The following is a 26,829-nucleotide window of genomic DNA, read 5'->3' as shown; positions in this document are numbered from 1 at the left end:
TACAAATAACATCAAGTTAGATTAACGTAATTCTATCGGTACAGCAAATACCGTATTTTCTTCCCTGCCAGGGTATTCAATAACTTCTTTTCCACCCAAACATTTAAGCGCATCAATAACTTGCTGTACTAAAATTGCAGGCGCAGAAGCACCAGCGGTAACACCAACTTTATCAATTCCATCTAGCCAAGATGCATCAATGTCAGCAGCCGTATCAATCAAATATGATGTGGTGCCAATTTTTTCTGCCAACTCACGTAAACGATTTGAATTAGAACTATTTTTAGCACCTACAACAAGCAATAGCCCTACTTGCTCAGCAATAGAACGAACAGCATCTTGACGATTTTGTGTTGCATAACAAATATCATCTTTGCGAGGCCCTTGAATTAATGGAAACTTAACTCGCAAAGCATCAATAACATCACTAGTATCATCAACAGATAAGGTCGTTTGGCTACAATAATACAGTTTAGTAGGATCTTTGATAACTAATGTCGCAACATCTTCAGCTGACTCAACTAGATAGATGCCGCCTTCTTCGCTTTCGTATTGCCCCATCGTTCCTTCAACTTCAGGATGTCCCGCATGACCAATGAGAATACATTCAACACCTTTACGACTCGTGCGAGATACTTCCATATGAACTTTGGTAACGAGTGGACAAGTCGCGTCAAAAACTTTTAAGCCACGATCTTTTGCTTCATTGCGCACGGCTTTTGATACACCATGAGCACTAAAAATTACCGTACTATCATCAGGCACTTCATTTAGCTCATCGACAAAAACTGCCCCACGATCTTTTAAGCCATTAACAACAAATTTGTTATGCACTACTTCATGACGAACGTAAATAGGTGCTTCAAATAAGTCTAAGGCTCTATCAACGATACTGATCGCTCGATCAACGCCAGCACAAAATCCTCGAGGATTAGCTAAAATAATTTCCATAATATTCTCGTTACTTTCAAATTACTTAACTTCAATAACGTCGATAACAAACGTTACTTCTTGACCAGCTAAAGGATGATTAAAATCAATGGTTACAGAGTTACCTGTCACATCTTTAATCATGCCGGGTAACTCACCACCAGGTTGTGTAAAAGTGATAATATTACCCACTTTAGCCGGCGCTTCCTCACTGAACTTACTGATATCCATGTAATGAATATTTTCCGGTAAAGGCTCTCCAAAGGCATCTACGGCAGCTAAAGTAAACTCTTTACTTTCACCGGCCTTCATACCAATTAATTGTGCTTCAAATGCAGGTGAAATACTTGCGTCACCCATCATAATTTTAGCGGGCTTTTTATTCACTTTGGTACTGTCTGCTGCAGAGCCATCAGCGAGCTTCATGGTGATATGAGCGATAATTTCAGAAGCTGCAGTTACTAAATTTGTCATAAAATTTTCTCTTTAAGAATTAACACTTTGTGTTTTTTTATTCGCTTCACCATTTTTAAATGAATCGAAAATCATTAATGCTGCACCAATGAATATCATTGAATCAGCAATATTAAAGGCCGGAAAATGATAACCAAAACCATAAAAATCTAAAAAATCGATAACGTAACCAAATAGCACACGATCAATTAAATTGCCGACAGCGCCACTTAACATCAACGCAAACGCAACTGAAAGCAAAGCTTGCTGCTTCGGCGTTTTGGCGAGCCAAACAATAAAAATAATACTGGCGATAGCGGCTATTGCAGTGAAAAACCAACGTTGCCAGCCACCTTGATCAGCTAAAAAACTAAAGGCCGCACCTAAATTATGTACATAGGTTAAGTTAAAAAAAGGCAAAACCTCAATCGATTGATATAAGTCCATTTGACTTACAATTAACTGCTTAGTCGCTTGATCTGCAATTAAACAAATCAGCGTTAACCATAACCAGCGTAAACCGGTTTGGGTAAATAAATTTTTCATAAATAATTCTCTTATACGCTACTGAGCCAAAGTACACGATTCAAAATGAGAAAAACGTGCAGACTTGAGTAAAGTGCTGCACGCTTTAAAATTATCACTCAAAAGGTTACTAAAATATTAAGCAAACTGGCGAACTTCACCTGAGGCTTCAACGTTAGTAATACAGCGTCCACAAAGTTCAGGGTGCTTTTCATCTTGACCAATATCTTCAGTAACATGCCAACAACGATCACACTTAGCACCTTCAGCCGGCGAAACCGTTAGCCACAATCCGTCAATTTCAGTTGCTAATGTATCTGCTGGTGCACTTGTTACGATTTCCACGCTCGCTTTAGAAGTAATCAAGACAAATCGAAGTTCTTCACCAAGTTGCTGCAGTTTTTCAGCCAACTCAGCGGTGGCATACAATGTAACCGCTGCCTCAAGCGCTTTACCAACTTGTTTTTCTTTACGGGCATTTTCTAAGGCTTTGTTTACTTCTGCACGAACAAGTAAAATATCACTCCAATAAGCATTATTTAAACTACTCGTTGTTGATGTTTTTGGTAAACCATCAAACCAAACACCGGTAAAAACAAACTCTTCACGTGTTGTATCAGATGCCGTTGGTAATGCTTGCCAAATTTCTTGTGCAGTAAATGATAAAATTGGCGCCATCCAACGTGTCATTGCTTCTGCAATTAAATACATTGCTGTTTGACATGAACGACGAGCGACACTGTCTTCTTTCGCCGTATATTGACGGTCTTTAATAATATCTAAGTAAAAACCACCTAGCTCTGTGGTACAAAAGTTCATGAGTTTGTGCACAACAACATGAAACTCGTACTCGTCATAGGCCGCTATAATTTCAGTCTGTAATTGTGCTGCTTTATCAACAGCCCAGCGATCAAGTGCCACCATGTCATCAAAAGCAATAGAATCTGTTTTAGGATCAAAGCCATTCAAATTAGATAACAAAAAGCGCGAGGTATTACGAATACGACGGTACGCATCTGCTTGGCGTTTAAATATTTCATCACCAGCGGTAATCTCTTGCGTATAGTTAACCGACGCCGTCCATAAACGTAAAATGTCAGCACCTAGGGTATTAGTAATTTCTTTTGGCGTAATAACATTACCCAATGACTTAGACATTTTGTGACCTTTAGCGTCAACAACAAAACCATGGGTTAGTACTTGTTTATATGGCGCCTTACCATTCATTGCTACTGAAGAAATCATTGATGACATAAACCAACCACGATGTTGATCAGAGCCTTCAAGATATAAATCAGCGATACCGTCAAACTCTTCACGAGCGTTAACGACTGAATAATGTGTTGTGCCAGAATCAAACCACACATCTAACGTATCAGGTACTTTAACGTATTCTTTTGCGTCATCACCAATGAGTTCTGCAGCATCTAAATCAAACCAGGCTTGAATGCCTTTTTCTTCAACACGCTGTGCTACTGTTTCGATTAATTCAATGCTTTTAGGATGCAATGCACCTGTGTCTTGATGAATGAACAGCGCCATAGGTACACCCCACGTACGTTGACGTGATATACACCAATCAGGACGGCCTTCAACCATAGATTCAATACGACGTTGGCCCCAATCAGGGATCCATTGTGTTTTTTCAATCTCTTTTAATGAATCAGCACGTAAACCTTTATTATCCATGCTGATAAACCACTGCGGCGTAGCACGGAAAATTAAAGGTGTTTTATGACGCCAGCAATGTGGGTAAGAATGCTCTAACGCATGATGATGCATAAGCGTGCCATGCTCTTTTAGCACTTCAACGACATTAGCATTGGCTTTAAAAACATGTTGACCAGCAAATAGCTCAGTGTCATCTAAGTAAACACCGTTTGCACCTACAGGGTTAGCCACTTCTAAGTTGTAAAGTTTACCCACTTCAAAATCTTCTACACCATGCCCTGGCGCAGTATGCACACAACCAGTACCTGAATCGGTAGTGACATGTTCACCAAGGATAACCGGCACAGTAAAGTCATAAAACGGATGCTTAAGTTGCACAAGTTCTAATGCACTACCCTTACAAAAGCCTAATGCATGGTACTTATCAATACCAAAACGATCCATGCAAGACGTAACAAGATCAGAGGCAATAATTAAACGCTCTTTACCTTGCTCTGTTTCGCACTGAACTAACGTGTATTCAACATCGGCATGCATTGATACTGCGCGGTTAGCAGGTAAGGTCCAAGGTGTTGTCGTCCAGATAATAACAGACATATTACCTTCACCTTGATGATTTTCAGGGTGGTCAAATTTATCAGCAACACTTTGCTCGACAACCGTAAATTTCACATCGATAGCAGGTGACTGCTTATCTTTATATTCAACCTCAGCTTCTGCTAAAGATGAACCACAATCTGTACACCAATGCACAGGTTTAAAGCCTTGATGCAAATGGCCGTTTTCAGCAATTTTACCTAATGAGCGAATGATATTGGCTTCCGTATCAAAGTCCATCGTACGATAAGGCTTGTCCCAATCAGCAAAAACACCTAAACGTTTAAAGTCATCACGTTGACCATCTACTTGTTTTGCTGCATATTCGCGACATTTTTCACGAAATACACTCGCTGACACTTTATTACCTGGCTTGCCTACTTTCTTCTCTACCATTAACTCAATCGGTAAACCGTGACAATCCCAACCTGGTACGTACGGCGCATTGAAGTCTGATAGGGTTTTTGATTTAACAATAATATCTTTAAGAATTTTGTTAACCGCATGACCAATATGAATATTACCATTTGCATACGGAGGGCCATCATGCAAAATGAATGATTTCTTACCTTTTTTTGCGGCACGAATTTGACCGTATAAATCTTTTTCAGCCCACTCTTTTAGCATGTTCGGTTCACGATTTGCCATATTTCCTTTCATCGCAAAAGAAGTTGCAGGCAAATTTAGGGTTTGTTTGTAATCACTCATTAAAATTAATATCCGTTGTCGTAGTCACTAATATTCTATTTAGTGTTATGTTGTGTTTTCTTAACCGAATTAAATTAAGCTAAGTTCTGCACAAAAGTGCGGGCCTGTTCTGTATCTATAGCAATTTGCTTTATAAGGTCAGTTAGCGAGCTAAACCTCTGTTCACTGCGGAGTTTTTTCAACATAACTACCTCAATGACTGCACCATACAAATTGTTATCAAAATCAAAAATATGTACTTCTAACTGCTGCCTAATTCCGGCAACTGTTGGTCTTGAACCAATATTAGCAACACCAAAGTGTTGACCAAACTGACTTTTTACCTGCACCGCATACACTCCTGAAACAGGAGAAACTCGGCGCTTTAATCTTACATTAGCAGTAGGAAAACCCATTTCACGGCCACGTTTATCACCATGAAATACTTTACCAATAATAGAATAAGGACGTCCGAGCATGCTCTCAGCTGCACTCAAATCGTCTTTTTCTAATAATTGCCTAATTGCGGTACTACTAACCCGACAGCCTGCTAGCTTATGACTTGCGGTATCAGTGACTGAGAAGCCAAATTGCTGCCCCGCCGCTTCTAACATGGAAAAATTACCTTGACGGTTTTTACCAAAACGAAAATCATCACCAACAATTAAATGCTTTATTGCTAAACGTTTTACTAATAGGTCTTTAATAAAAATTTCGGCGTTTAGACTAGCAAATTTTTTATTAAAATTGATACAAATTAATCTATCCACGCCAAGATTTTTTAATAACGCATACTTATCACGTAATCGGCATAACCTTGCTGGTGCAGTTTCAGGGGAAAATAATTCTTGTGGCTGTGGCTCAAACACTAACACGGCTGCTTCACAATTAAGCTCTCGTGCTTTTTTAACCAAGGCTAAAATAACTTGTTGATGCCCCAAATGAACGCCATCAAAATTGCCAATTGTTAACACACAGCCTTGACGATTTTCATCGACGTTAATCCGCATGTTATGAATGCCGCGTGTTAATTGCATTTAATTAAAAAACCTTACTGCCAATAGATATTTACCATTAGCTAAATCATAAAAGAATAAAAACTGATGAATTATATATCACTCAGCAATAAGAATCAGCCCTTAGCCGTAGTTATTTTTGCGATAAATTCGACATTAATTTGAAGGTTTTCCAGCGACTTTTATATCTGAAAGTCGAATACCGAGCAATAATAAACAAACTAAATAACTTGAAATGCCACAAACAATACAGATCAAAAGTTGCGTTACCTGTTCAACAAAACTCAAAGCAAGCCAAACATTAAATGTTGGCGATAGGTAATAAACTATCACAGCCATTACCGTGGCAGCACAAATCAAGCGAATAATAAACCACCAAGTTTTACGCGATAACTGAAACACATTAGCTGACTTTAAGCCATGATATAACATCATGGCATTTAACGTTGCTGATAGCGTCGTTGCAATAGCTAAACCAACATAACCAAAAAAAGGCGCTAACATTATATTAAAGGCCATATTAGCTACCATAGCTTTAATGGCTATTTTAACCGGTGTTTTTGTATCTTGGCGGGCATAATAGCCAGGAGCTAACACTTTAATAAACATGAAACTAAGCAAGCCGGAAAGATAAGCAAATAACGCATAAGATACTTGTAATACTTCATGCTGAGTAAATTCCCCTCGCATAAACAGCACCATAATAATAGGTTGCGCTAACACCATCAAACCAGCTAAGGCGGGCCAGCCAAATAATGAAACAACTCTCAAGCCCCAATCTATTGTATCACTGAACTCTTGAGTATCTTTTTTAGTATGCAGTTTTGCTAAGCTTGGTAGGATAACGGTAGCAATTCCAATACCAAATAAACCGAGTGGAAATTCAAGTAATCGGTCAGCATAATATAGCCAACTGATAGAGCCCGTAATCAACATACTGGCAATAATAGTATCAAGTAATAAATTAATTTGCGTGACTGATACACCAAAAAGCGCTGGGATAATCAATTTACGTATTTTGACAACACCTGGTGCATGCCAGGCCCATTTTGGCTTAATTAAAGCCCCTGCTCGATATAAAAATGGCAATTGAAAAGCAAACTGTAGAAAGCCTCCTAAAAATACCCCCCAAGCAAGGCCAAAAGCAGGGTTATCCATAACCGGCGCTAAATAAATAGCACAAGCTATAACGCCAACATTTAATAAAACGGGGGTGAATGCTGAAACAGCAAAGCGACCATAGGTATTGAGTATGGCACCCGATAAAGCCGTAATACTGACAAACCAAAGATAAGGAAAGGTTATTTTTAATAAGGTACTCGCAAGGTCAAACTTCTCACTGGCAGGCCCATCGTTTAACCAGTCTAAGAACCAGCCAAAGCCAAATAATGCAACAAACACTGGCGATGCTATCATGCCAAACAAAGTCACGAGTGTGATAACAACACCAAGCGTACCTGATACTTGGGCAATTAACTTACGTGTTTCATTCGTCTTATTTTGCTCATCAAGGGTATGATATTCACTTAATACTGGTACAAAAGCCTGTGCAAAAGCTCCTTCGGCAAACAGCCGGCGTAGAAAGTTGGGAATTTTATTGGCAAAAAAGAAAACATCAGCTGACGCGCCAGCGCCCATAAAGTTCGCTATAACTACATCTCGTACTAAGCCAAGAATACGCGATACTAATGTCATTACACTGACAATAATCCCTGACTTAATTAATTTTTTACTCAAACGATTTAATCCTATTTCACCAATATTTTTATACTGAACAAAGTACATTAACAATAATAAACCGCTCAGGGGAGTATTATGCGGCTTTTATAAATTGATAAACAAGTATTTTAATTGCACAAAGAACTCTGTTCACTTAGTGAGCAGATAGCTTGAGCAATAACGCTTTAAACTGAAATATCGGGCAAAAAGCACTATTAAAGATGAAATATATCGAAAATTAATACAATCAAAGTACAACAACCCTTTCAACTTTTGACTAAAAACTTTAGAATGCATCCATTGGTTTTATTTATACAAACGGGTAATAATCCGAACGGTCAAATTAAAGCTGTAAATTGTTTGACAAACCAGTTAAAAACAGGCATATTTCGTCGCCTTAAATTTAGGCAATATTTATTCAATTTTAGGAGTTCACCTTGGCTAACTCAAAGTCTGCTAAGAAGCGCGCATTACAATCTGAAAAGCGCCGTCAACACAATGCAAGCCGTCGCTCAATGATGCGTACTTTACTTAAAAAAGTAATTTCTGCTATCGAAGCCGGTGACAAAGAAAAAGCATCTACAGAATTTGCTGCTGCTGCACCGATCTTAGATCGTTATGCAAGCAAAGGTCTTATTCACAAAAATAAAGCAGCTCGTAGTAAGAGTCGTTTAAACGCTGCTATTAAAGCGCTTTAATTTTTGTAAAGAATTAAAAAACCGGCTTAGGCCGGTTTTTTTATAGGTAAAAATCACTGTAAATTAGCTTTATTCATTTCAAGCCTTGCGCTTATCAGTGATTTTGTTAGTCTCTAGCCGGTATTTATTAATAGAGACTTTGCATGAAACTTTCAAAAATCGCTTCCCTACTTCTCATTGCTGGTACATTAACCGCTTGTGGAGACCAAAACGAAGCAACAACACCAACAAGCGTCAATTTATTACCTGAATATCAAGACCGCTTAGATATCTATAAAACCGTAACTTTAAATGCTGACTTATCGCACCTATCAGCGAACCAAAAGCAAATGTTGTCATTACTTATCGAAGCATCAGATATTATCGATGGCTTGTTTTGGCAGCAAGCATTTGGTCAAGATAAAAAGAGCTTTTTAGCCTCAATTAGTGATGAAAAAGTACGAGAGTTTGCTCGTATTAACTATGGTCCGTGGGATCGATTAAATGGCGATAAAGCGTTTTTAACAAACACACCAGCAAAAAGTCATGGCGCACAGTTTTATCCTGCAGATATGACTAAAGCAGAATTTGAACAAGCCACCTTTAATGACAAAAATGGCTTGTACTCACTTGTATTGAGAACCAACAATGGTGAATTGAGCAGCATTGCCTTTTCAGAAGCTTATAGCGATGAAATTAATCGTATCGCGGTAATTTTAGAAAAAGCATCAACCTTGGCCGACGATAAAGAATTTGCAAATTATCTAAACATGCGTGCAAAAGCATTACGTAACGATGACTTCCAAGCATCTGACTTTGCTTGGATGGACATGAAGAACAACCCAATTGATATTGTCATTGGCCCTATTGAAACCTATGAAGATCAACTCTTTGGTTATCGTGCCGCGTTTGAATCTTACGTGCTGATCAAAGATATGTCATGGAGTGAAAAACTTGCTAAATATGCCGAGTTTTTACCTGAATTACAACGTGGCTTACCGGTAAGTAACAAATACAAAACAGAAGTGCCAGGCTCTGACGCTGACTTAAATGCTTACGATGTTATTTACTATGCCGGTCATGCAAATGCCGGCGGTAAAACAATCGCCATTAACTTACCGAATGACGAACAGGTGCAGTTAGAAAAAGGTACTCGTCGTTTACAGTTAAAAAATGCGATGCGTGCAAAATTCGATGCCATCATGACACCGATTTCTGAAACATTAATTGTGCCTGAACAACGCAAGAATGTAACCTTCACGGCATTCTTCGCTAACACTATGTTCCATGAAGTTGCTCATGGTTTAGGTATTAAAAATACCATTAATGGCAAAGGCACAGTACGCCAGTCATTAAAAGAGCATGCTTCAGCTTTAGAAGAAGGCAAAGCTGATATTCTTGGCTTGTACATGATACGCCAACTATTAGCAAAAAATGTTATCACTGAAGGTGCATTAGAAGACTACTACACAACATTCTTAGCCGGTATATTCCGCTCGGTACGTTTTGGTGCTAGCTCTGCACATGGTAAAGCGAACATGGTCCGCTTTAACTACTTTGCTGAGCAAGGCGCTTTCACGCGAAATGAGCAAGGGCTTTATAAAGTTAATGTCGCAAAAATGACTGCTTCGATTGACTCATTATCAGAGTTGATTTTAACTTTACAAGGCAATGGCGATTACGATGGCGTCGAGCAACTTGTTGCAAAAAGTGGTGTGATTAACAGCAGTTTAGCTGAAGATTTAGCCAGTTTAGAAAAAGCAAATATCCCTGTTGATATTACTTTTAAACAAGGTAAAAAAGTACTGGGGTTAAACTAAGCAAGCTTAGGCATAGCCAAGTTATACCTGTATCGCTCGATAATATGCACATGACTATATTGTCGAGCGATTATATTTCTTCAAGGTTATATTCCCTCAAGGTTATATTGTCTCAATAAAGCCGATACAGCAGACCTACCATTGCACATTAACCTTTAGCGCTACTCAGTAACTAGGTAGTATTTTTAAATAATAGAATGCAACTGACTCCAAGCCTATAAAACAGTACTAACTTGACTAGTGTAATAGCAAATAAAGCACTTAAAATATCATCGTAATCACCTTAAGATTGCTTATTCATCAATCTAACCATTATTTATAAAGTAGTCCTTACATCGCTTAATCACAGCTAGTAAATTACCGTAAATTAACATAATATTAACACCTTAAATTATCGATAGGCTAATTGGAGTTAACCTATGAACCTTACCAAGTTAAAGTCGACAGTTATTCGGCTTTCCCTTTTATTGCTATGTTTTTCCAACACCAGTTACGCAATAACCCAAGCTGAAGACGTCAACACGTTCACACTCAGTAATGGCATGAAAATCATCGTACTTGAAGATGAATCTATTCCCAACGCCAATATGTACTTGTTTTGGAAAGTTGGCTCACGAAATGAAGTGCCAGGCATTACTGGCCTTTCGCACTTTTTTGAACATATGATGTTTAACGGTGCCAAAAAATATGGACCGAAGATGTTTGATCGCACAATGGAAGCCGCCGGTGGTTCAAATAATGCTTACACCAGTGAAAACTTAACGGTTTATACTAATTGGTTTCCAACCGACGCAATAGAAACTATTTTTGACTTGGAAGCTGATCGTATTGCTAATTTAGCCATTGAGGAAAAAAGTGTTAATAGTGAGCGCGGAGTGGTGTCTTCAGAGCGAACTACTGGGCTTGAAAACTCAAACTTTAGAGCCATTTGGCAAGAAGTAAAAGGTGCCGCTTTTAGAGCCCACCCATATAGTTGGTCTGTTATTGGTCATGCTTCAGATATTGAAAATTGGCGATTAGAAGATTTAAAAAAATATCATGCTACCTATTATGCGCCAAATAACGCCGTTGTAGTTATCGCCGGCGACGTAACTACCGAGCAAGTAAAGCAACTCGCCAAAAAGTACTTTGAGCCTATTCCTGCGCAACCGGCCCCAAGAGATGTACATACCGTTGAACCAGAGCAAAAAGGTGAACGCACAGTTTATGTCCACAAAGCATCTGTAACCACTCCTAACATCATGATGGCTTACCATGTACCAAACACTCAACATGAAGATTACTACGCTTTAGATATTCTCAACGATATCCTAGCCACAGGACAAAGTTCACGCTTGTATAAATCACTCATTGATGAGCAACAAGTTGCCAGTGATTTGTTTACATATTTACCTGAAAGTATTGACCCAAATCTTTTCTACATTTATGCCGTAGCCGCCAAAGATATTAGTGCTGAAACATTAAAAATGGCAGTAGTTAAAGAGGTAAATAACATTATTAAAAATGGTGTTAACGCTAAAGAGTTAGAAAAAGTTAAAAATACCAAACTGGTTAACTTTTATCGCACTATGGCAACCATTAATGGTAAAGCTAACACTATAGGCTCTTACGAGCTGTACTTTGGTGACTACAATAAGCTATTTTCTGCACCACAAGCGTATAACAAAGTTACCGTTGCTGATATTCAACGTGTTGCAAAACAATATTTAATTAAATCAAACCGCACTGTCGGTATTTTATCTTCTGAAAAGGACAGCAACGATGCGGATTTATAAGCTATTAACGACTTTAGCAATTTGCGGCTTCACTTTTTTTACATTGCAAGCTAATGCAGATTACACCTTACCTGAATATCAAAAAGTCACTTTAGATAACGGCTTAACCGTTTACTTAATGGAGCAGCATGAAGTACCACTTATCGATGTCAATATTGTGGTTAAAGCTGGTGCTATTAATGACTCAATTGCGGGCTTAGCCTATTTAACCGCTGAGAATTTACTGCTAGGTACTGAACAACGCTCAAAAGCTCAAATTAATGAAACAGTAGACTTTATTGGTGCCAACATTTCCACCTATGCGGATAGTGAATCGTCGTATATTGGGAACTCGTTCGCCGAGAAAGATCAAACAGAGATGCTAGCATTACTAAAAAATGTTATCACTCATCCAAAATTTTCAAGCAATGAGTTTGATAAAAAGAAAAAACAGCATTTACTGACATTAGAGCAAAACAAAGAGAGCCCAAAGTCAGTGATCAATAACTATTTTAAGCAGATGGTTTTTGCTGACTCTAGCTACAATGCCATAACAACAGGTCATGCTGATTCGATCAGAAAAATAAAACTCTCCGATGTTAAGGCTTTCCATAAACAATGGTATCAACCAAAAAATTCGGCGATTGTCGTGGTTGGAGACTTCAATAGTCAAGCCATGTTAAAACAAGTCAACGCATTGTTTTCAGACTGGAATAATCACAACAAAATAACACCAGCGGAAATAACACTACCAAAACCTTTAACACAAGCAAAAGTATTGTTAGTTAACAAAGCCGATGCTATCGAGTCAACATTTGCCATTGGCGGACTTGGTATTGCACGAAATACACCAGACTTAGTCGGTATATCTGTAATTAACACAATTTTAGGTGATCGCTTTACTTCGTGGTTAAATGACGAATTGCGTGTTAACTCAGGATTAACCTATGGTGCTAAAAGTCAATTTACTCACTATAGCCATGCAGGAAGTTTTGCTATCTCAAGCTTTACAAAAACCGCGAGTACGGTAGAAGCTATTGATCTGGCATTAACTACCTACCGTCGTTTATGGTTACAGGGGATTGATCATGAAACATTAGCTTCAGCTAAAGCATACGTAAAAGGTAAGTTTCCGCCTAAATTTGAAACATCACAAGATTTAAGCAACCTCTTAGGACAAATGTACAGTTATAATTTTGACGAGCGTTATATCAACACATTTGAACAACAAGTGAATTCATTAACCGTTGCCAAAACACAGCAACTGATCAACAAGTACTTTCCAAAAGAAAATTTACAAATGGTTATCATCGGTAAAGCATCTCAATTAAATGATGCGGTTGCAAAATATGGAAAAGTACAACAAATAGATATCAAAGATGTGGGTAGTCAATAGCACCCAAGCTCGGCACTTGAATAAACAACATTTTTATATCATAGTGGTCTGACTTGTTAAAAATAATAATAAAAATTAAGTTAAGGGTGGTTGTGTGAAAACATTTGATTTTGTCATCATTGGCGGCGGCTCTGCAGGCTGTGTACTAGCAGATAAATTATCGGCTAGTGGCAAACATAGCGTTTGCCTATTAGAGGCTGGTAAACCAGATAAAAGTTGGCTTATCCACTTGCCAATCGGCATTATTGGTTTAATGCAAAGTCGCAATGTAAACTGGCAATTTAACTCAGATGCTGAAAAAACACTTAATCAACGTGAAATTTTCACTCCCCGAGGAAAAACACTTGGCGGTAGTAGCTCGATTAATGCCATGCTGTATGTTAGAGGTCAAAAGCAAGACTATGATCACTGGCATAACTTAGGTAACAAAGGCTGGAGTTTTGACGAGGTATTACCTTACTTTAAAGCACTCGAGCACCAAGAGCGTGGCGAAGACGACTTTCATGGCATCAATGGTGCGCTCAACGTTGCAGACTCAGTATCAAAACCAGCAGTAAATGAAGACTTTATACAATCGGCAGTAGCTGCAGGCTACCCTGAAAATAATGATTTTAATGGCGCTTCACAAGAAGGTATTGGCTATTATCAAGTTACTCAAAAAGACGGTTTGAGGCATAGCGCTGCAAAAGCGTTTTTAACCCCAAATTTACATCGCAAAAATTTAACGGTTATTACTCAGACGCAAGTCGAAAAAGTATTAATAAAAGATAACATTGCCGTGGGTGTTATTTACAAACAGCACGGTAAATCGCTGCGATTAATGGCTAATAAAGAGGTTATTGTTAGCGCTGGTGCGATCAACTCACCACAAATATTAATGTTATCTGGTATTGGCCCTCAAGCTGAGTTAGCAAAGCATAATATTGAGCTAATACATGCGTTAGAAGGCGTTGGCAAGAATTTACAAGATCATGTCGACGTACTGAATGTGGCTCAGCATAATAGAACCGAAGTATTAGCTTATCGTCCAAAAGCACTCTGGTGGGGGGCGAAAGAAGCAGTAAAATTTATCACAAAGCGTGCCGGTTTACTTACTACTGTTATTGCTGAAAGCGGCGGTTTTATTAAGTCGGATCCATCATTAACTGAACCTGATTTACAATTACATTTCGTGCCGGCCGCAATGGACAATCATGGGCGAAATCATAAACTACTTTGTAGTTATGGCTTGGCCTTACATGTTTGTTTACTTAGGCCAAAAAGTCGTGGCACAGTGACACTTAATAGTAATAGTATCAGCCAACATCCACGTATTCAGCTCAATATGTTAGATCACCAAGATGATATTGATACGATGATTAAAGGCGTAAAAATCGCAAAAAAAATATTATCAACGCCGCCCTTGTCCACAACACATGTAAAAGACTTATTTCCAGATGAGAACTGTGATAGCGATCAAGCTATTCATCAGTTCCTAAAAGAGAAGTGTAATACCATTTATCACCCTGTAGGTACGTGTAAAATGGGGCAAGACGAATTAGCTGTGGTTAATGAGCAATTAAAAGTACATGGCATCAAGCAATTACGCGTTATTGATGCCTCAATTATGCCAACACTGGTTAGCGGTAACACTAACGCGCCAACGATGATGATTGCCGCCAAAGCCGCTGATTTGATTTTAGCTGAGCATTGTTGATCATTGCTGATTAAAAACCACCAAGTAGCGTTAGAAGCCGAGCTTAGATAACCTGAGCAATAATGCGCTTTTACTGATATTGATTATATCTGCAAGGATGCAGATATTTGATTTTCCCCCTCCTTCAGCTAAAACTTGTAATCATTCAAATAGCTAACTATTAACGTCTGTAAAGCCGTCATTTCCAGTTCTGGTTAAATAAATTAATTATTTTGAAACCAGAACCTCCCTCGCTAGGTCAAGTTACTTAAGCCAGTAATAAATAAGGATCTCATTTGATTAACCTAGCTACTTTCAATAAAAAATTTACTCACGCAATTTTATTAACCTTCGCCATGCTATCGATAAGTGTTCATGCCGATGAATCGACAACGGCACCGCAAGCTCCAGCTTGGCAATTAAAAATGCAAAACGGTAAAACAATTTCTTCAACTCAATTTCAAGGCCAAGCGACAATTTTACATTTTTGGGCGACCTGGTGCCCTTACTGCAAAAAGTTACAGCCTAAATTAGCTGAACTGGAAAAGAAATACCAACAACAAGGGGTCAAAATAGTTGCCATTAGTTTTAATGAGGATGACGGTGCGTTACCACAAGATGAATTAGCCTCACGCGGTTATCATTTTCCGACTGCCGTTAACGGTGATCAAGTAGCTATGCTTTATGGTGTCAGAGGCACTCCAACCACTTTTTTCATTAATAGAGATAATCAAGTTATCTTTAAATCAACCAGCTCTGATACCTCAGATCCACGCCTTGAGCTTGCGGTAAAAGAAATCGTTAAATCCCCTAAGTTAGATAAATAACAAGACGAAAACGTAAACACTCTATCGGCTATTTTTACCTAGTAATGTAGCCGATAAATTACCATATTTTGAGCAAACCACGACGAATGTCGTGCAATATGCAATTTTAACGTCAATAACTAGCCACTCATCGAATTTTTGCCTGCTAACCTTGTACCTACGGTGCATGCAACATAGAATCAGAACAAGTTTCACTGTTATTTAGCTATATTGTTGGCTAAATAACATCATTCATCCTAATAAAACTAACAAGGTCATTTAATGAAAATTCGTTATCTTGCACCATTGGCCATTGCTATCGCATTAGCCGGTTGCCAACAAAATACCACCACAGCGAATGTGGTAGCTGTAGCACAAGCAGAAAATACGGCAAACAACCCTTTTTTTTCTGATTACGATACTCCTCATGGTATCCCTCCGTTTGATAAAATTAAAAAAAGCGATTACTTACCGGCTTTTTATCACGGTATCGCACAGAATAAGCTTGAAATCGATGCGATAACAAAAGTTAAATCACGCCCTACTTTTGAAAACACTATTGTAGCGATGGAAAAATCTGGTAATTTTCTAAATAAAGTCAGCAATACTTTCTATGGTTTAACCGGCTCAATGTCTGATGATGAAATGCGTGCTATTGCGAAGGAGATCTCACCAAAACTTTCAGCCTTAGGTGATGACATTGCATTGAATGATGCTTTATTTCAACGCGTTAAAGCGGTTTATGATAACAAAGATAAATTAGGCTTACGCACAGATCAAATGCGCCTATTGGAAAAAACCTATAAAGGCTTTGTCAGAGGTGGTGCTAACCTTAACGATGCTGATAAATTAAAACTACGCGAACTAAACGAAAAGCTCAGTGGTTTAAGCTTAAAATTTGGTGAAAACCTGCTAGCTGAAACCAATAACTTTGAAATGGTTATTGATAATAAAGCCGATCTAGACGGCTTACCTGCTGATATTATTGCAGCAGCAGCCGCAACCGCGACCGCCCGAGGTCACGAAGGAAAATGGGTATTTACTACTCATCGCCCAAGTAAAAATCCTTTTTTAACTTACTCAAACAACCGCAAACTACGTGAAACCATCTATAAGGGTTACACCATGCGCGGTAATAATGACAATGCCAATAACAACCAAGCAATTGCCAGTGAAATTGCTAGCCTGCGCTACCAAAAAGCTCAGCTTTTAGGTTACAAAACGCATGCCCATTTTGTGCTTGAAAATGCGACAGCAAAAACACCTGAAAATGTTTTTGAATTATTAAACAAAGTTTGGCCTGCGGCTTTAGAGCGAGCAAAAGAAGAAACAGCTGACATTCAAAAAATGATTGATGCAGAAGGCGGCGACTTTACAGTGGCAGCCTGGGATTGGTGGTATTATTCTGAAAAAATTCGCAAGCAACGTTTTGATATAGATGCAGCAGAAACTAAACCTTACTTTTCATTAGAAGCGACACAGCAAGGCGTATTTTACACTGCAGAAAAACTGTGGGGCGTAACATTTAAAGAGCGCGATGACCTACCTAAATACCATCCTGAAGTGCGTACCTATGAAGTTTACGACCGTGATGGCAGCTATATTGGCGTATTCATGGCTGATCACTACGTGCGAGAAAGTAAACGTGGCGGTGCTTGGATGAGCAGTTTCCGTAAACAGTACCGCATGAACGGTGAAGACGTAACGCCGATCATTTATAACGTATTAAACTACCCTCGCCCAATTGGCGACAAGCCAACGTTATTAACTTTTGATCAAGCATCAACGTTATTTCATGAATTTGGTCACGCTATTCAAGGCTTATTATCTGACGGATATTACCGCTCTCAAACCGGTACGTCATTACCAAGAGATTATGTTGAATACCCGTCACAAGTGATGGAAAACTGGATGACTGAGCCTGAGGTATTAGCGAACTTTGCTAAGCACTACCAAACTGGTGAAGTTATTCCACAAGCACTTGTTGAAAAAATTCAAGCGTCTGGCAAGTTCAATCAAGGTTTTGGTACTACAGAATATTTAGCAGCAGCATTGCTTGATATGAGCTGGCACTCATTAGAAACAGCTGAATTACAAGACGCTAATAGTTTTGAAGAAAATGTGTTAAAAGAAATAGGGCTAATTGAACAGATCGCACCAAGATATAAAACAGGTTACTACTCGCACATTTTTGCTGGTGGCTACTCTGCTGGCTACTATGGCTATATCTGGTCAAATATCTATGATGCTGATACTTGGTTAGCTTTTAAAGAAAATGGCATATTCGACCAAAAAACGGCTGAACTATATCGTAAGCACGTGCTTGAAAGCGGTGGCACAGACGATCCAACGATTATGTACCGTCGTTTTAGAGGCCAAGATCCGAAAGTAGAACCATTACTTGAGCGTAGAGGTTTAATCAGTAAGTAAGACTGAAAGGCTAAAATATTATCTTTTGTCTATTAAAAAGGGTCGCAAATCGCGACCCTTTTTATAATTTGATATTCACCACCAAGTCATTGGTATTACTGAAGGTACATACTACCTTCAAAAAATGCAAAAACAGTTTCAAAAGCATTTTCTTGGTATTGCTTTAAACCCGTATCACGAAAATCAATATCAACCTGGCTACGTGTTAGCGCTTTTTTGATAAAGCTACCTGCTAGTATTTCTACAGGTAAGTCTTTAATAAGCTGAATAGCAGCTTCCAATTTGAAGCCAACAGGTCCACCGGCGAATTTACCTTTTAATGCACGCCCTTTGATAACCACTTTATCAACTTTATAGTCTTCCATCAGCTTAGCGAAAGCAAATTGAAAGTATTGTACTTGCTCGGCATCACCCGCATCAACCAGACTAATTTTTTGTACGCGCGTTTTTGGTATGTCGTACAACCCATTTTCCCGCGACATGATACAAATAATTGCATCGTTACCTTTTAACTCAACACCACATATTTTCATAAATTAACCTCGTTACTATAATGTTCATTATTATAAAATAGTTTTGCTTAAGCTGCAGTGTTTTCATGCATTTAAAGTTTACTGCTAACACTGAGTCACTTAACTGATATTATCTTGTGCTAACGTAATGCCATGCAACTTAGCAAATTCTGTATATTCGAATACCGCATGAGGGTTAGCTTTATTTTGTTGGCAAACCCCGCGTTGGTATTGGTAGCTAAAAACATCAAACCAAAGATCAAGTAAATCTGCATTGACCTGCTCACCTGCTAGCGACAATATCTGTGCTGCAACTTCAGCAGTGGCTAATTCGGTGTTATTAGCCGCTAAACGAATTTGATAACGAGAACTGAGCTTTGTTGTATCTTCAGGTGTTTTTGGCGTAAATGAAACCACTGGTAAGTTTTGTAAATAAGGGCTACGACGAAACATTTTTTTAGCTTCACGCCAACTGCCATCAAGCATAATAAATAAAGGTCTTTTACCTGTTGCTAATGTAACTTTATTATCAAAAATTTCCCTTTCTTCACCGGCATAGGCTTTAGGAAATACTATCATGGGTTGCCAAGTAGGATCATTTAAAACAGCAAGGATCTCTGGGTTAACTTCTGTTCTTGACCAGAGAAACGCAAAACTATCCGGGATCAAATCAGCAATGAGTTTACCGGTATTACTTGGCTTTAACACTTCCGTGTCGTACATCAATAATAAAAAGCCAGCGTTAGATTTGACACTCGGCGCTAGCGAACAAATACAAAATTTTTCAGCCAACCGACAAAGCTCACAACGGACCACACGTTGGCCTCTCGACTTGTAGGTCGTTGTACTCAAACTTTTACGGTATTGATGAAGTCGTTGAACTGCGTGCATATATAATCTATCGGCTGATTTTGGGGCGCTACTGTAACGTGCACTTTATGCCTTAGCAATAAAAATAAGATAAAACACGATAAAAAGCGCTAAGGGATACCCCTAGCGCTTTATTGAAAGTCATGTCCGGTCCTAAATGTATTTACACATTTAGCACTTTAAAATGAAAACGAAGTTATCAAGCGATTAAAGATTAAATTTCACCATGAGAAGTCTTTTTACTGGCTGTGATAACGTTGTAATCAGCAAGTTCATCAATACTTGCTTTCAATTGCTCTTCCAAATTATCAATCACAATCATCGACTGACATAACGCCTCGCCACGCTTTTCAAGTCCAGCACCGCGCGCTTCCATTTCATGCTCTATTTGCTGACCAAATTGTTCCATTTTGCTGCCAAAAGCATCCATATCACCACCTGAATACAGCATTTGTTGGCCAACAGCAATCATTAAACTTCCTAAAGAGTTTTGGATAGTCGTTTCAACTGCCGACTCGATTCTTTGCTCAAAGTCTTCACCAAAAAAATCCTCGCCAGCAAAGCCATCTTCATCAATATAAAAATCTTTACTGCCGTCAAACTCTGCATTGACTTCAGCACGAATGCTAGTTAATTGCGTAGTTAGATCTGAACTAACATTATTACCTTCACCTAATAACTCGTTAAACGCTAAATTTACACCATCGATTGCTAAATCAATCGCATCTAAAGCAATCACTTTAACCTCAGGTACAACCGCACGAATATTGGTTGAATATTCATGAAGTAAAGATCGCTGGCTAGCATTCAAAGCCACTTCTTCACCATCAATCAATAAAACATCATTATTGCTGATGGTATATAAAGGTGATTTATTTTTAGAAAAGGTAATTTTTTCGGCAGTAATACTAACCCCACCAGTTAAGTCAACGTTACATGATTCACTAGAAAAAGAATTTTCGTGTGCATAACTTACTGTACTTGCCATAATTAATGCTGTTGCGATCAAAGTTTTCATATTACCTTCCTTTACAAATTAGACAGATTAGCCATCATCAGAGCGAAAATAAGCCTCTATTACTTACTCTTCTTTACAAAACGAGTGCCAACATAAAAACCATATAAATATCAACAACTAAGATAAAAACCATAACATTACTAAAATAATGTAAAACTAAATATTAGTGTTATAGCTAAATAATTAGTCAATTTAACAAGTTAAATTGACTGGCATAAATAGGTGGCTGTGCCATTAAAAGGAAATGAGAACATGATTAACTTTGTAATTTTAATGCTCGTTGGAGAAATTTAACTGATATATTTTGTCTGAGTAGTTATTATGACTTTGACTGGTAAGTTAACCTTTGCATTTCAAACAGCCGTGAGCGACAACGTGCGAATTCAAAACTAAGTTGACTACCTTGATATAGCTCCGAAATATCAACCTGTGCAGCGATAATTAAACGAATGCCTCGGTCATAAAACTCATCAACAAGGGCAATAAAACGTCGAGCTTCATCATCAAGCCCTCTTAATTGCCCCATCACCACACCACTACGCTGGTAGCAATCTTCTACACCAGAGAAAACCGCAGGAATAAGTTTACCACTAAATTGAGGTACATCGCTGATCAACACACTTACGTATTGATCTGCTAATTTAATATAGTCTCTTTGGCTACGCGGACATGAGCAAATAGCCATAAAATCAAACCAAATAACACTCTCACTACGAGCATTAAAGTTAATGCTTCGACCATGAATCATAATGCTGTCATTATATTGGATATTATCGCTAGCTAAAGCTAAAAAATGTTGAGACAAAAAGTTATCTGCGTTTTCATCACCAACATGAAAATCTCGATATTGATGTCTCAGAGAATCACTTTCGCGTAATCGATGATCTTTGGCTCCGTCAATAGAGATAATTTGGCAATATTGGTGAATAATATCAATGGTTGGTAAAAACCTTTCCCGCTGTAAACCATTTAGGTATAGCTGCTCTGGTCTACAGTTTGATGTAGCAACCAAAGTAATACCGCTTGAAAGCATGGCATCGAGTAACCCCGCTAATAACATAGCGTCACCAATATCATTAACAAAAAACTCATCAAAGCATAGTAAGTCAACTTCTGTTGCCCACATTTGAGCAATCAGCACTAACGGGTTGTCTTTACCGCTATAGTCATGCAGCTTCTGATGTACACTCTCCATAAAGTGATGAAAATGTATGCGCTTTTTGCGTGTTATATTCACCTGTTGATAAAATAAATCCATCAACATAGTTTTGCCACGCCCTACTCTGCCATAAAAATAGATGCCATGAATAGCAACCGGCTTGGTGAATAGTTTTTTAAATGAAGTGAATAGAGGTGTTTTTGTTTGTCTAAGGAATAGTTTTTCTGCAAGCTTGTCCAAAGCAATAGCTGCTTGGAGTTGCTCATTATCGAGCTTAAGTGACTTTTGCTCAACAAGTTGTTTATATTGGCCAGTAACCGACATAATTATTTTATTATAGACACAAAAAAGGGCAGACTAATGTCTCCCCTTTTCAACACTCTTAATATATTAGTTTACTTAAAAATTTAAGCTAACTAGCAATATTAATTAAAGTGCTACGATGTTCTCAGCTTGAGGACCTTTTTGACCTTGAGTAACAGTAAACTGTACTTTTTGGCCTTCAGCAAGAGTTTTGAAACCGTCGCCAGAGATTGCAGAGAAATGTGCGAAAACGTCTGGACCAGATTCTTGCTCGATGAAACCAAAACCTTTAGACTCGTTGAACCATTTTACTGTACCAGTAGTTGTATTAGACATTTGTATTATCCTATTTATTCGTAATTGATGCCTCAAAAATAAGGCGATGTTGCAGGAAGTGTTGCTATTACTTATTAAACAGGACGAGCTACTTACTAATATAACTTCGAAACTTTGTACATAAATATAGGTCTTACTTTCTAGCTGAGACGGATTCTACCGACTTTTTATCAAGAGTCAAGCCGTTTCACAGAAAAGAATCAATTGTAGCAATAAAAAATGTAATCGCTGCATTGTTAATCAACTTACGCTGGTTATACACACGAACTGACGCTACAACTGTTTTACCGCTTAAGTTGATTTTACTTTTACCTTGTTATTAGTATCTCTACTACGTCTAATTAACTCGTCTCCTAACAACGTATTTTTTGCTTTCGCCAACCGATCATAAAGTAAAACATTTACACTTGCTGCTAAGTTCATGCAGCCAATGGTTGGCACATAAACTACAGCATCAGCTTTGTTAATTACCTCTTGAGCAATCGTGCCATCTTCAGGGCCAAAAATATAAATGGCGTTTTCAGGATGTTCAAATTCAGGTAAAGGTATAGCGCCCTCAACCAAATCAACACAAATAATTTTTTGCCCTAATAGTAAGTTACCCGTTAAGGACTCAACCGCATGTAAAGGAATTTTTTGAGATACATCTTTAGTGTCAGTATGGAACTTTGCCGCTCTTGCGTAGCGAACACCTGTGTAGCGAACTTCATCTGCTTGGTAACAACCTGCAGCACGCATAACAGCGCCAACATTTGACGGACTTTTGGGATCAGTTAAACCAATTACTACATTTTCATTCTTCAATTTCATTTCCAGCTTTCTCATACGCTAGGTCTTAATTTTGTCTGATTTTGCGCTGCAAGTGCGCAGACTACAAGTAAATTATTTTTGCAGTGTAAGCCTAACTTTTATTGCAAAATACTATTACAGCTTTCTATTAAATTAATATCTGATAGCATCAAATATTAAATTTTTTCTAATGTTAGTCAATTTATAGGCCTATTTCATGAAAGCAAAAACCAATATTTTAACCTTGTTACTGTCCAGTACTATCTTTTGTTCTGCTAATGCGGCAACTATAAGTGCTGCTCCATTAGTTTCCGTGCCAAGCCATGAAAGTTTCTTCAATAGTATAAAAGCCTTATGTCATAAAGCATTTGAAGGTCAAGTGACGGTCGATAACGCTAGTGGTGGTGGTTTTAGTAATAAAAAACTTATTATGCATATTAGGAAATGTTCCGATGAAAGGCTTGAAATTCCTTTTCATGTCGGTGATGACGCTTCTCGTACTTGGATAATAACAAAAACAGGCTCTGGGCTTTCATTAAAACATGATCACCGTCATCAAGATGGTAGTTTCGATGAATCAACTATGTATGGCGGACACACCAATGACGCGGGTTGGGCCCAAGTACAGTCTTTTCCTGCTGATGAATATTCAAAGCAGCTATTCGTCAAATCTGGTATTCCACAGTCTGTAGGCAATACTTGGCAAATGTTTATCTACCCTGAAAAGTTTAGCTATCGCTTGATTCGCCAAGGACGAGAGTTTCGTGTTGATTTCGATTTAACCCAGGCTGTTCAGACACCAGATGCACCCTGGGGCTATAGCGATAAATAAACCATTATGGTTAAGTTATCTGCTGATTTTTTAATAGAAATAGAAATAAAAGCTTACATTTATAGCCGTTAATTTCATTTAAATCCTGTTTAAATTGCGGAACTTTTAAATAACGGCTTAGTCAACAACTAAGTCGTTATTTTATTACAATTTAAAGGGAATATTATGAAAAAAATTATTACAAATTTCTGTAAAAGCAATACCTCGTTACTCGTTTTCATTTCCTTGATGTTGGTTTTTCGTAGCGCCGTCGCTGATTGGAATGATGTTCCCACCGGCTCAATGAAACCAACAATAGTTGAAGGTGACCGTATTATTATCAATAAAATGGCTTATGACTTAAAACTACCTTTTAGTCAGAAAACATTAATAAAGTTTGCTGATCCAGAGCGCAATGACATTGTCATTTTTGAATCAAAAGTGGCAAAAAAGCGCTTAGTAAAGCGCGTTATTGGTATTCCTGGTGATACTATTTCCATGCAGAACAATCAACTCTCTATTAATCATCAAGTCGCTGACTATACAGTAGTTTCTCAGCAAAAAGAGTATACTCTGAGCCAAGAGCACATTGCCGACCATACTCACTTAATACGTACCCAAGTACAACCGGGCAATAATAACCAACCACATAGAGCAAATTTTAATGAAATAACCATTCCCGCTGGTTTTTACCTCATGATGGGAGACAACCGCGACAATAGTGCTGATTCACGCTCAATTGGTTTAGTGCCCCGTGAAGAGATTATCGGGCGCTCTAATACGGTCGCATTCTCTTTAAATTATCAGCAATATTTAATGCCGCGCAGCGAACGATTTTTGAAAGCTATTTAATAAAGTTTAAATCAGTCTCGTTTTAGCAAAACATTAAACAAATATCATAGTAGTAGAGCTAAAGTGTGATAGTTAACTCATTTCGCTATCTGTCACACTTAGCTGATTAGCCTTTAGCGACTAGGCTAACGTTAGCGACTGCCATTCTTTAAGCGCTTCGGCTTGACCATTTTTAGCTTTAATATATAAATTCAACAGTCTAATTTCATGGCATTGTTTACTCTCAATAGGCTTTGCTAGCACTTCTATCAAAGATATCCCCGTCTGCTTTAGTGTTGTTGTAAATGCAGCAATGAACTGTTCAACGGTTTCTATCGTCGTTGAACTTCCTTGATAGCCTTTAATGACTTGATGAACATCAAACCTTTCATCATTACAATGATAGATCGCATCGTCACCGCTTTTACCTAGATGAAAAACATTATTACGCATGTAAATAATCGTGACGTCCGTGTTATCTTTCAAGAAATGTATTAAATCGTTAAGCTGAAAATGGAAACCGCCATCACCAATGATAACTACAGCCCTTTCATCATGTGCGTTATCTTGCAAACGCTGAGCAACCACGCGCGCATAAGGCAGTGCGGTCCCCATAGCGCCATACCAAGGGTTTGTCAGCCAGCTACGACCTAAAGATGACGCTTTTACTTTTAAACTATAGCTAGCAAAATAAGAATTACCGACCTCTGGTAAATAAACAAACTTAGTCTTACTCTCAGCTTGTATGTAATTTAATGTGCTTGCCAAATTATTAAAATCAAGCTCATGGTGAAGTTGTATCTTTTGTGGTTCAACAGATGGCGGGTTAAAGCTGAAGGCTTTTTTATTACGCTGTAATAGTAGCTGGAATATCTCAACTAAATCTTTTTCTAATAATGTGCCACCTTTAAGTAAGGTTTTATTTTCAAAAGTTTCAATTTTATGCGTGCCAGTGGCAAAAGCAATATTACTGTCTTGCGGCAGTATACTGCTAGCAACATCTATAATGTAATCAACTTTTTGCTCGATATAATGACGGCCCGATGTTTGAGTGAATACACCGTTATATGAGCCCAAACAAAGCTTGTGATATTCATCAAAAAGCCCTTTTGCAAACCAACTGGTAGCATAGGGAATACTAAACTGCTCAGCAAACGCCATCAGCAGTTGCTGCAGTACTTGATTATGCTTCAACCTATCGCCCAGATATAACAATGGAAACTGAGCATGTTTAAGTTTTTCTATAATCGCGCTAACGACAAGTTCAGCACCCGTTAAAACATGCTCACACTCACAAATATGACTTGTGCTTAGTGGTAACTGAATTGGCTGCGTTTTTTGAAACACTTGATCACGAGGCACTTCAATAAAAACGGGTTGCTTAGTTTTATATGCATGTGCCACAAGTTGATAAAATCGCTCACCCGCAACATTGGGGTGCCCTGCTGCTCTTTGCCCCTGTAATCGTTCAACTTTTACACCTAAGGCCGCAAAAGTATTTAAGGCATTATCATACTCAGTTTTCCAAGCGGTATTGGGATGCAAAGTATGATGAATTGCTAGGTTAGCAACTTCCGACTCTGCAGGTGCTCCTGATATAAACACCACAGGCAAGCCTTCAGTAACGGCTAGTGCAGCAGCAGAGGTGCAGGGTAAACTGCCCACCATATAGGTCGATAGGCAAAAGCCAATACCATCAATTTCAGCTTTTGCACAAGCAGAAAATCCGGCATGCATTTCGTTACTTGATGGACATATAGTTACTTTTGGCGCGATAGCAGCAATTAAATTGGCCGCAAAATCCCCTCCTACACCATAAACTCTTTCAGCGCCAAAAAATTGGATCACCTCAGTGATAACATTTCCTAAAGTTGGCAAGCTATCATTATATGCCTTACCTAAATTCATTTCATACGACATCGTCAGTTAACCTTGAGATTAATTTACATAAGTCAGCGACTTTACTAAGAAAAATCGATGCTTCAACTGATCAAGATCATGTTTATCTTTGGTCATAAACACTTACTAAGTTTTCCATTGTCAG

General features: G+C 38.3%; 22 protein-coding genes. 9 read left to right on the top strand and 13 right to left on the bottom strand.

Annotation, left to right across the window (positions count from 1 at the left end; all coding sequences use genetic code 11):
• Positions 1 to 21: 21 nt before the first annotated feature.
• From ispH to murJ, 6 genes are all read right to left on the bottom strand, one after another.
• Entirely contained in the window at positions 22 to 951 is a 930-nt protein-coding gene (gene ispH / locus B0169_RS14715) for a 4-hydroxy-3-methylbut-2-enyl diphosphate reductase (protein WP_077287137.1), read from the bottom strand.
• Positions 952 to 972: 21 nt separating this feature from the next.
• Complete coding sequence (fkpB, locus tag B0169_RS14710) at positions 973 to 1,404, bottom strand: FKBP-type peptidyl-prolyl cis-trans isomerase (RefSeq protein ID WP_077287135.1); 432 nt, start codon at positions 1,402 to 1,404, stop codon at positions 973 to 975.
• A gap of 12 nt (positions 1,405 to 1,416) precedes the next feature.
• A complete protein-coding gene (lspA, locus tag B0169_RS14705) occupies positions 1,417 to 1,929 on the bottom strand; it encodes a signal peptidase II (protein ID WP_077287132.1) in 513 nt (170 codons plus the stop codon).
• Between the two features lie 117 nt (positions 1,930 to 2,046).
• Entirely contained in the window at positions 2,047 to 4,884 is a 2,838-nt protein-coding gene (gene ileS, locus B0169_RS14700) for an isoleucine--tRNA ligase (RefSeq protein ID WP_077287129.1), read from the bottom strand.
• A 74-nt stretch (positions 4,885 to 4,958) separates the two neighbouring features.
• On the bottom strand, positions 4,959 to 5,900 hold the full coding sequence (gene ribF / locus B0169_RS14695; protein ID WP_077287126.1) for a bifunctional riboflavin kinase/FAD synthetase: 942 nt from the start codon (positions 5,898 to 5,900) through the stop codon (positions 4,959 to 4,961).
• Positions 5,901 to 6,035: 135 nt separating this feature from the next.
• Complete coding sequence (murJ, locus tag B0169_RS14690; protein ID WP_179143635.1) at positions 6,036 to 7,616, bottom strand: murein biosynthesis integral membrane protein MurJ; 1,581 nt, start codon at positions 7,614 to 7,616, stop codon at positions 6,036 to 6,038.
• Between the two features lie 419 nt (positions 7,617 to 8,035).
• Between murJ and rpsT the strand changes: the two genes are divergently transcribed.
• From rpsT to B0169_RS14655, 7 genes are all read left to right on the top strand, one after another.
• Positions 8,036 to 8,296 carry a 30S ribosomal protein S20 gene (gene rpsT, locus B0169_RS14685; RefSeq protein WP_077287120.1) on the top strand — a complete coding sequence of 87 codons (261 nt, stop codon included), beginning with the start codon at positions 8,036 to 8,038 and terminating at the stop codon, positions 8,294 to 8,296.
• Between the two features lie 143 nt (positions 8,297 to 8,439).
• Positions 8,440 to 10,095, top strand: a complete 1,656-nt coding sequence (locus tag B0169_RS14680) for a dipeptidyl-peptidase 3 family protein (RefSeq protein ID WP_077287118.1) — start codon at positions 8,440 to 8,442, stop codon at positions 10,093 to 10,095.
• A gap of 419 nt (positions 10,096 to 10,514) precedes the next feature.
• On the top strand, positions 10,515 to 11,870 hold the full coding sequence (locus B0169_RS14675) for a M16 family metallopeptidase (protein ID WP_077287117.1): 1,356 nt from the start codon (positions 10,515 to 10,517) through the stop codon (positions 11,868 to 11,870).
• Positions 11,857 to 13,245: a M16 family metallopeptidase gene (locus B0169_RS14670; protein WP_077287115.1), complete on the top strand. Its 1,389-nt coding sequence runs from the start codon at positions 11,857 to 11,859 to the stop codon at positions 13,243 to 13,245. The genes B0169_RS14675 and B0169_RS14670 overlap by 14 nt, the downstream gene beginning before the upstream one ends.
• A gap of 94 nt (positions 13,246 to 13,339) precedes the next feature.
• Positions 13,340 to 14,941: a GMC family oxidoreductase gene (locus tag B0169_RS14665; RefSeq protein ID WP_077287113.1), complete on the top strand. Its 1,602-nt coding sequence runs from the start codon at positions 13,340 to 13,342 to the stop codon at positions 14,939 to 14,941.
• A 275-nt stretch (positions 14,942 to 15,216) separates the two neighbouring features.
• Positions 15,217 to 15,747, top strand: a complete 531-nt coding sequence (locus B0169_RS14660; RefSeq protein WP_235838585.1) for a peroxiredoxin family protein — start codon at positions 15,217 to 15,219, stop codon at positions 15,745 to 15,747.
• A 261-nt stretch (positions 15,748 to 16,008) separates the two neighbouring features.
• Positions 16,009 to 18,156, top strand: coding sequence for a M3 family metallopeptidase (locus tag B0169_RS14655; RefSeq protein WP_077287111.1), 2,148 nt, complete (start codon positions 16,009 to 16,011; stop codon positions 18,154 to 18,156).
• A 95-nt stretch (positions 18,157 to 18,251) separates the two neighbouring features.
• On the opposite strand, the gene B0169_RS14650 is transcribed toward B0169_RS14655, so the two are convergent.
• The 6 genes from B0169_RS14650 to B0169_RS14625 all read right to left on the bottom strand — a co-directional run bounded on the left by B0169_RS14650 (position 18,252) and on the right by B0169_RS14625 (position 23,158).
• Complete coding sequence (locus B0169_RS14650) at positions 18,252 to 18,689, bottom strand: DUF3010 family protein (protein WP_077287109.1); 438 nt, start codon at positions 18,687 to 18,689, stop codon at positions 18,252 to 18,254.
• 99 nt (positions 18,690 to 18,788) lie between these two features.
• The gene (locus tag B0169_RS14645; RefSeq protein WP_077287107.1) at positions 18,789 to 19,559 is read right to left on the bottom strand and encodes a tRNA-uridine aminocarboxypropyltransferase; all 771 of its coding nucleotides are present in this window, start codon (positions 19,557 to 19,559) and stop codon (positions 18,789 to 18,791) included.
• 193 nt (positions 19,560 to 19,752) lie between these two features.
• Positions 19,753 to 20,556, bottom strand: coding sequence for a DUF2884 family protein (locus B0169_RS14640; RefSeq protein ID WP_077287105.1), 804 nt, complete (start codon positions 20,554 to 20,556; stop codon positions 19,753 to 19,755).
• 319 nt (positions 20,557 to 20,875) lie between these two features.
• The gene (gene zapE / locus B0169_RS14635; protein ID WP_077287103.1) at positions 20,876 to 22,039 is read right to left on the bottom strand and encodes a cell division protein ZapE; all 1,164 of its coding nucleotides are present in this window, start codon (positions 22,037 to 22,039) and stop codon (positions 20,876 to 20,878) included.
• 105 nt (positions 22,040 to 22,144) lie between these two features.
• Entirely contained in the window at positions 22,145 to 22,354 is a 210-nt protein-coding gene (locus B0169_RS14630) for a cold-shock protein (RefSeq protein WP_077287100.1), read from the bottom strand.
• A gap of 291 nt (positions 22,355 to 22,645) precedes the next feature.
• Positions 22,646 to 23,158: an RNA methyltransferase gene (locus B0169_RS14625; RefSeq protein WP_077287189.1), complete on the bottom strand. Its 513-nt coding sequence runs from the start codon at positions 23,156 to 23,158 to the stop codon at positions 22,646 to 22,648.
• A 202-nt stretch (positions 23,159 to 23,360) separates the two neighbouring features.
• Here B0169_RS14625 and B0169_RS14620 point away from each other — a divergent pair, with 202 nt between their 5' ends.
• Both B0169_RS14620 and lepB read left to right on the top strand, forming a co-directional pair.
• Complete coding sequence (locus B0169_RS14620; RefSeq protein WP_077287097.1) at positions 23,361 to 23,975, top strand: hypothetical protein; 615 nt, start codon at positions 23,361 to 23,363, stop codon at positions 23,973 to 23,975.
• Between the two features lie 165 nt (positions 23,976 to 24,140).
• Positions 24,141 to 24,806, top strand: a complete 666-nt coding sequence (gene lepB, locus B0169_RS14615; protein WP_077287094.1) for a signal peptidase I — start codon at positions 24,141 to 24,143, stop codon at positions 24,804 to 24,806.
• 120 nt (positions 24,807 to 24,926) lie between these two features.
• Here the strand turns inward: lepB and B0169_RS14610 are convergent, their stop codons facing one another.
• Positions 24,927 to 26,705, bottom strand: a complete 1,779-nt coding sequence (locus B0169_RS14610) for a thiamine pyrophosphate-dependent enzyme (RefSeq protein ID WP_235838584.1) — start codon at positions 26,703 to 26,705, stop codon at positions 24,927 to 24,929.
• Positions 26,706 to 26,829 lie beyond the last annotated feature (124 nt).

It is taken from the genome of Cognaticolwellia aestuarii (assembly GCF_002000025.1).
In the GTDB taxonomy this organism is placed as follows: domain Bacteria; phylum Pseudomonadota; class Gammaproteobacteria; order Enterobacterales; family Alteromonadaceae; genus Cognaticolwellia; species Cognaticolwellia aestuarii.
This window is presented reverse-complemented; position numbering and strand designations above follow the sequence as displayed.

Bases quoted from the DNA above. Each gene is read 5' to 3' on its own strand.
- ispH (WP_077287137.1), bottom strand. From the start codon at position 951: ATGGAAATTATTTTAGCTAATCCTCGAGGATTTTGTGCTGGCGTTGAT.
- fkpB (WP_077287135.1), bottom strand. From the start codon at position 1,404: ATGACAAATTTAGTAACTGCAGCTTCTGAAATTATCGCTCATATCACC.
- lspA (WP_077287132.1), bottom strand. From the start codon at position 1,929: ATGAAAAATTTATTTACCCAAACCGGTTTACGCTGGTTATGGTTAACG.
- ileS (WP_077287129.1), bottom strand. From the start codon at position 4,884: ATGAGTGATTACAAACAAACCCTAAATTTGCCTGCAACTTCTTTTGCG.
- ribF (WP_077287126.1), bottom strand. From the start codon at position 5,900: ATGCAATTAACACGCGGCATTCATAACATGCGGATTAACGTCGATGAA.
- B0169_RS14680 (WP_077287118.1), top strand. From the start codon at position 8,440: ATGAAACTTTCAAAAATCGCTTCCCTACTTCTCATTGCTGGTACATTA.
- B0169_RS14675 (WP_077287117.1), top strand. From the start codon at position 10,515: ATGAACCTTACCAAGTTAAAGTCGACAGTTATTCGGCTTTCCCTTTTA.
- B0169_RS14670 (WP_077287115.1), top strand. From the start codon at position 11,857: ATGCGGATTTATAAGCTATTAACGACTTTAGCAATTTGCGGCTTCACT.
- B0169_RS14655 (WP_077287111.1), top strand. From the start codon at position 16,009: ATGAAAATTCGTTATCTTGCACCATTGGCCATTGCTATCGCATTAGCC.
- B0169_RS14650 (WP_077287109.1), bottom strand. From the start codon at position 18,689: ATGAAAATATGTGGTGTTGAGTTAAAAGGTAACGATGCAATTATTTGT.
- B0169_RS14645 (WP_077287107.1), bottom strand. From the start codon at position 19,559: ATGCACGCAGTTCAACGACTTCATCAATACCGTAAAAGTTTGAGTACA.
- B0169_RS14640 (WP_077287105.1), bottom strand. From the start codon at position 20,556: ATGAAAACTTTGATCGCAACAGCATTAATTATGGCAAGTACAGTAAGT.
- zapE (WP_077287103.1), bottom strand. From the start codon at position 22,039: ATGTCGGTTACTGGCCAATATAAACAACTTGTTGAGCAAAAGTCACTT.
- B0169_RS14630 (WP_077287100.1), bottom strand. From the start codon at position 22,354: ATGTCTAATACAACTACTGGTACAGTAAAATGGTTCAACGAGTCTAAA.
- B0169_RS14620 (WP_077287097.1), top strand. From the start codon at position 23,361: ATGAAAGCAAAAACCAATATTTTAACCTTGTTACTGTCCAGTACTATC.
- lepB (WP_077287094.1), top strand. From the start codon at position 24,141: ATGAAAAAAATTATTACAAATTTCTGTAAAAGCAATACCTCGTTACTC.
- B0169_RS14610 (WP_235838584.1), bottom strand. From the start codon at position 26,705: ATGTCGTATGAAATGAATTTAGGTAAGGCATATAATGATAGCTTGCCA.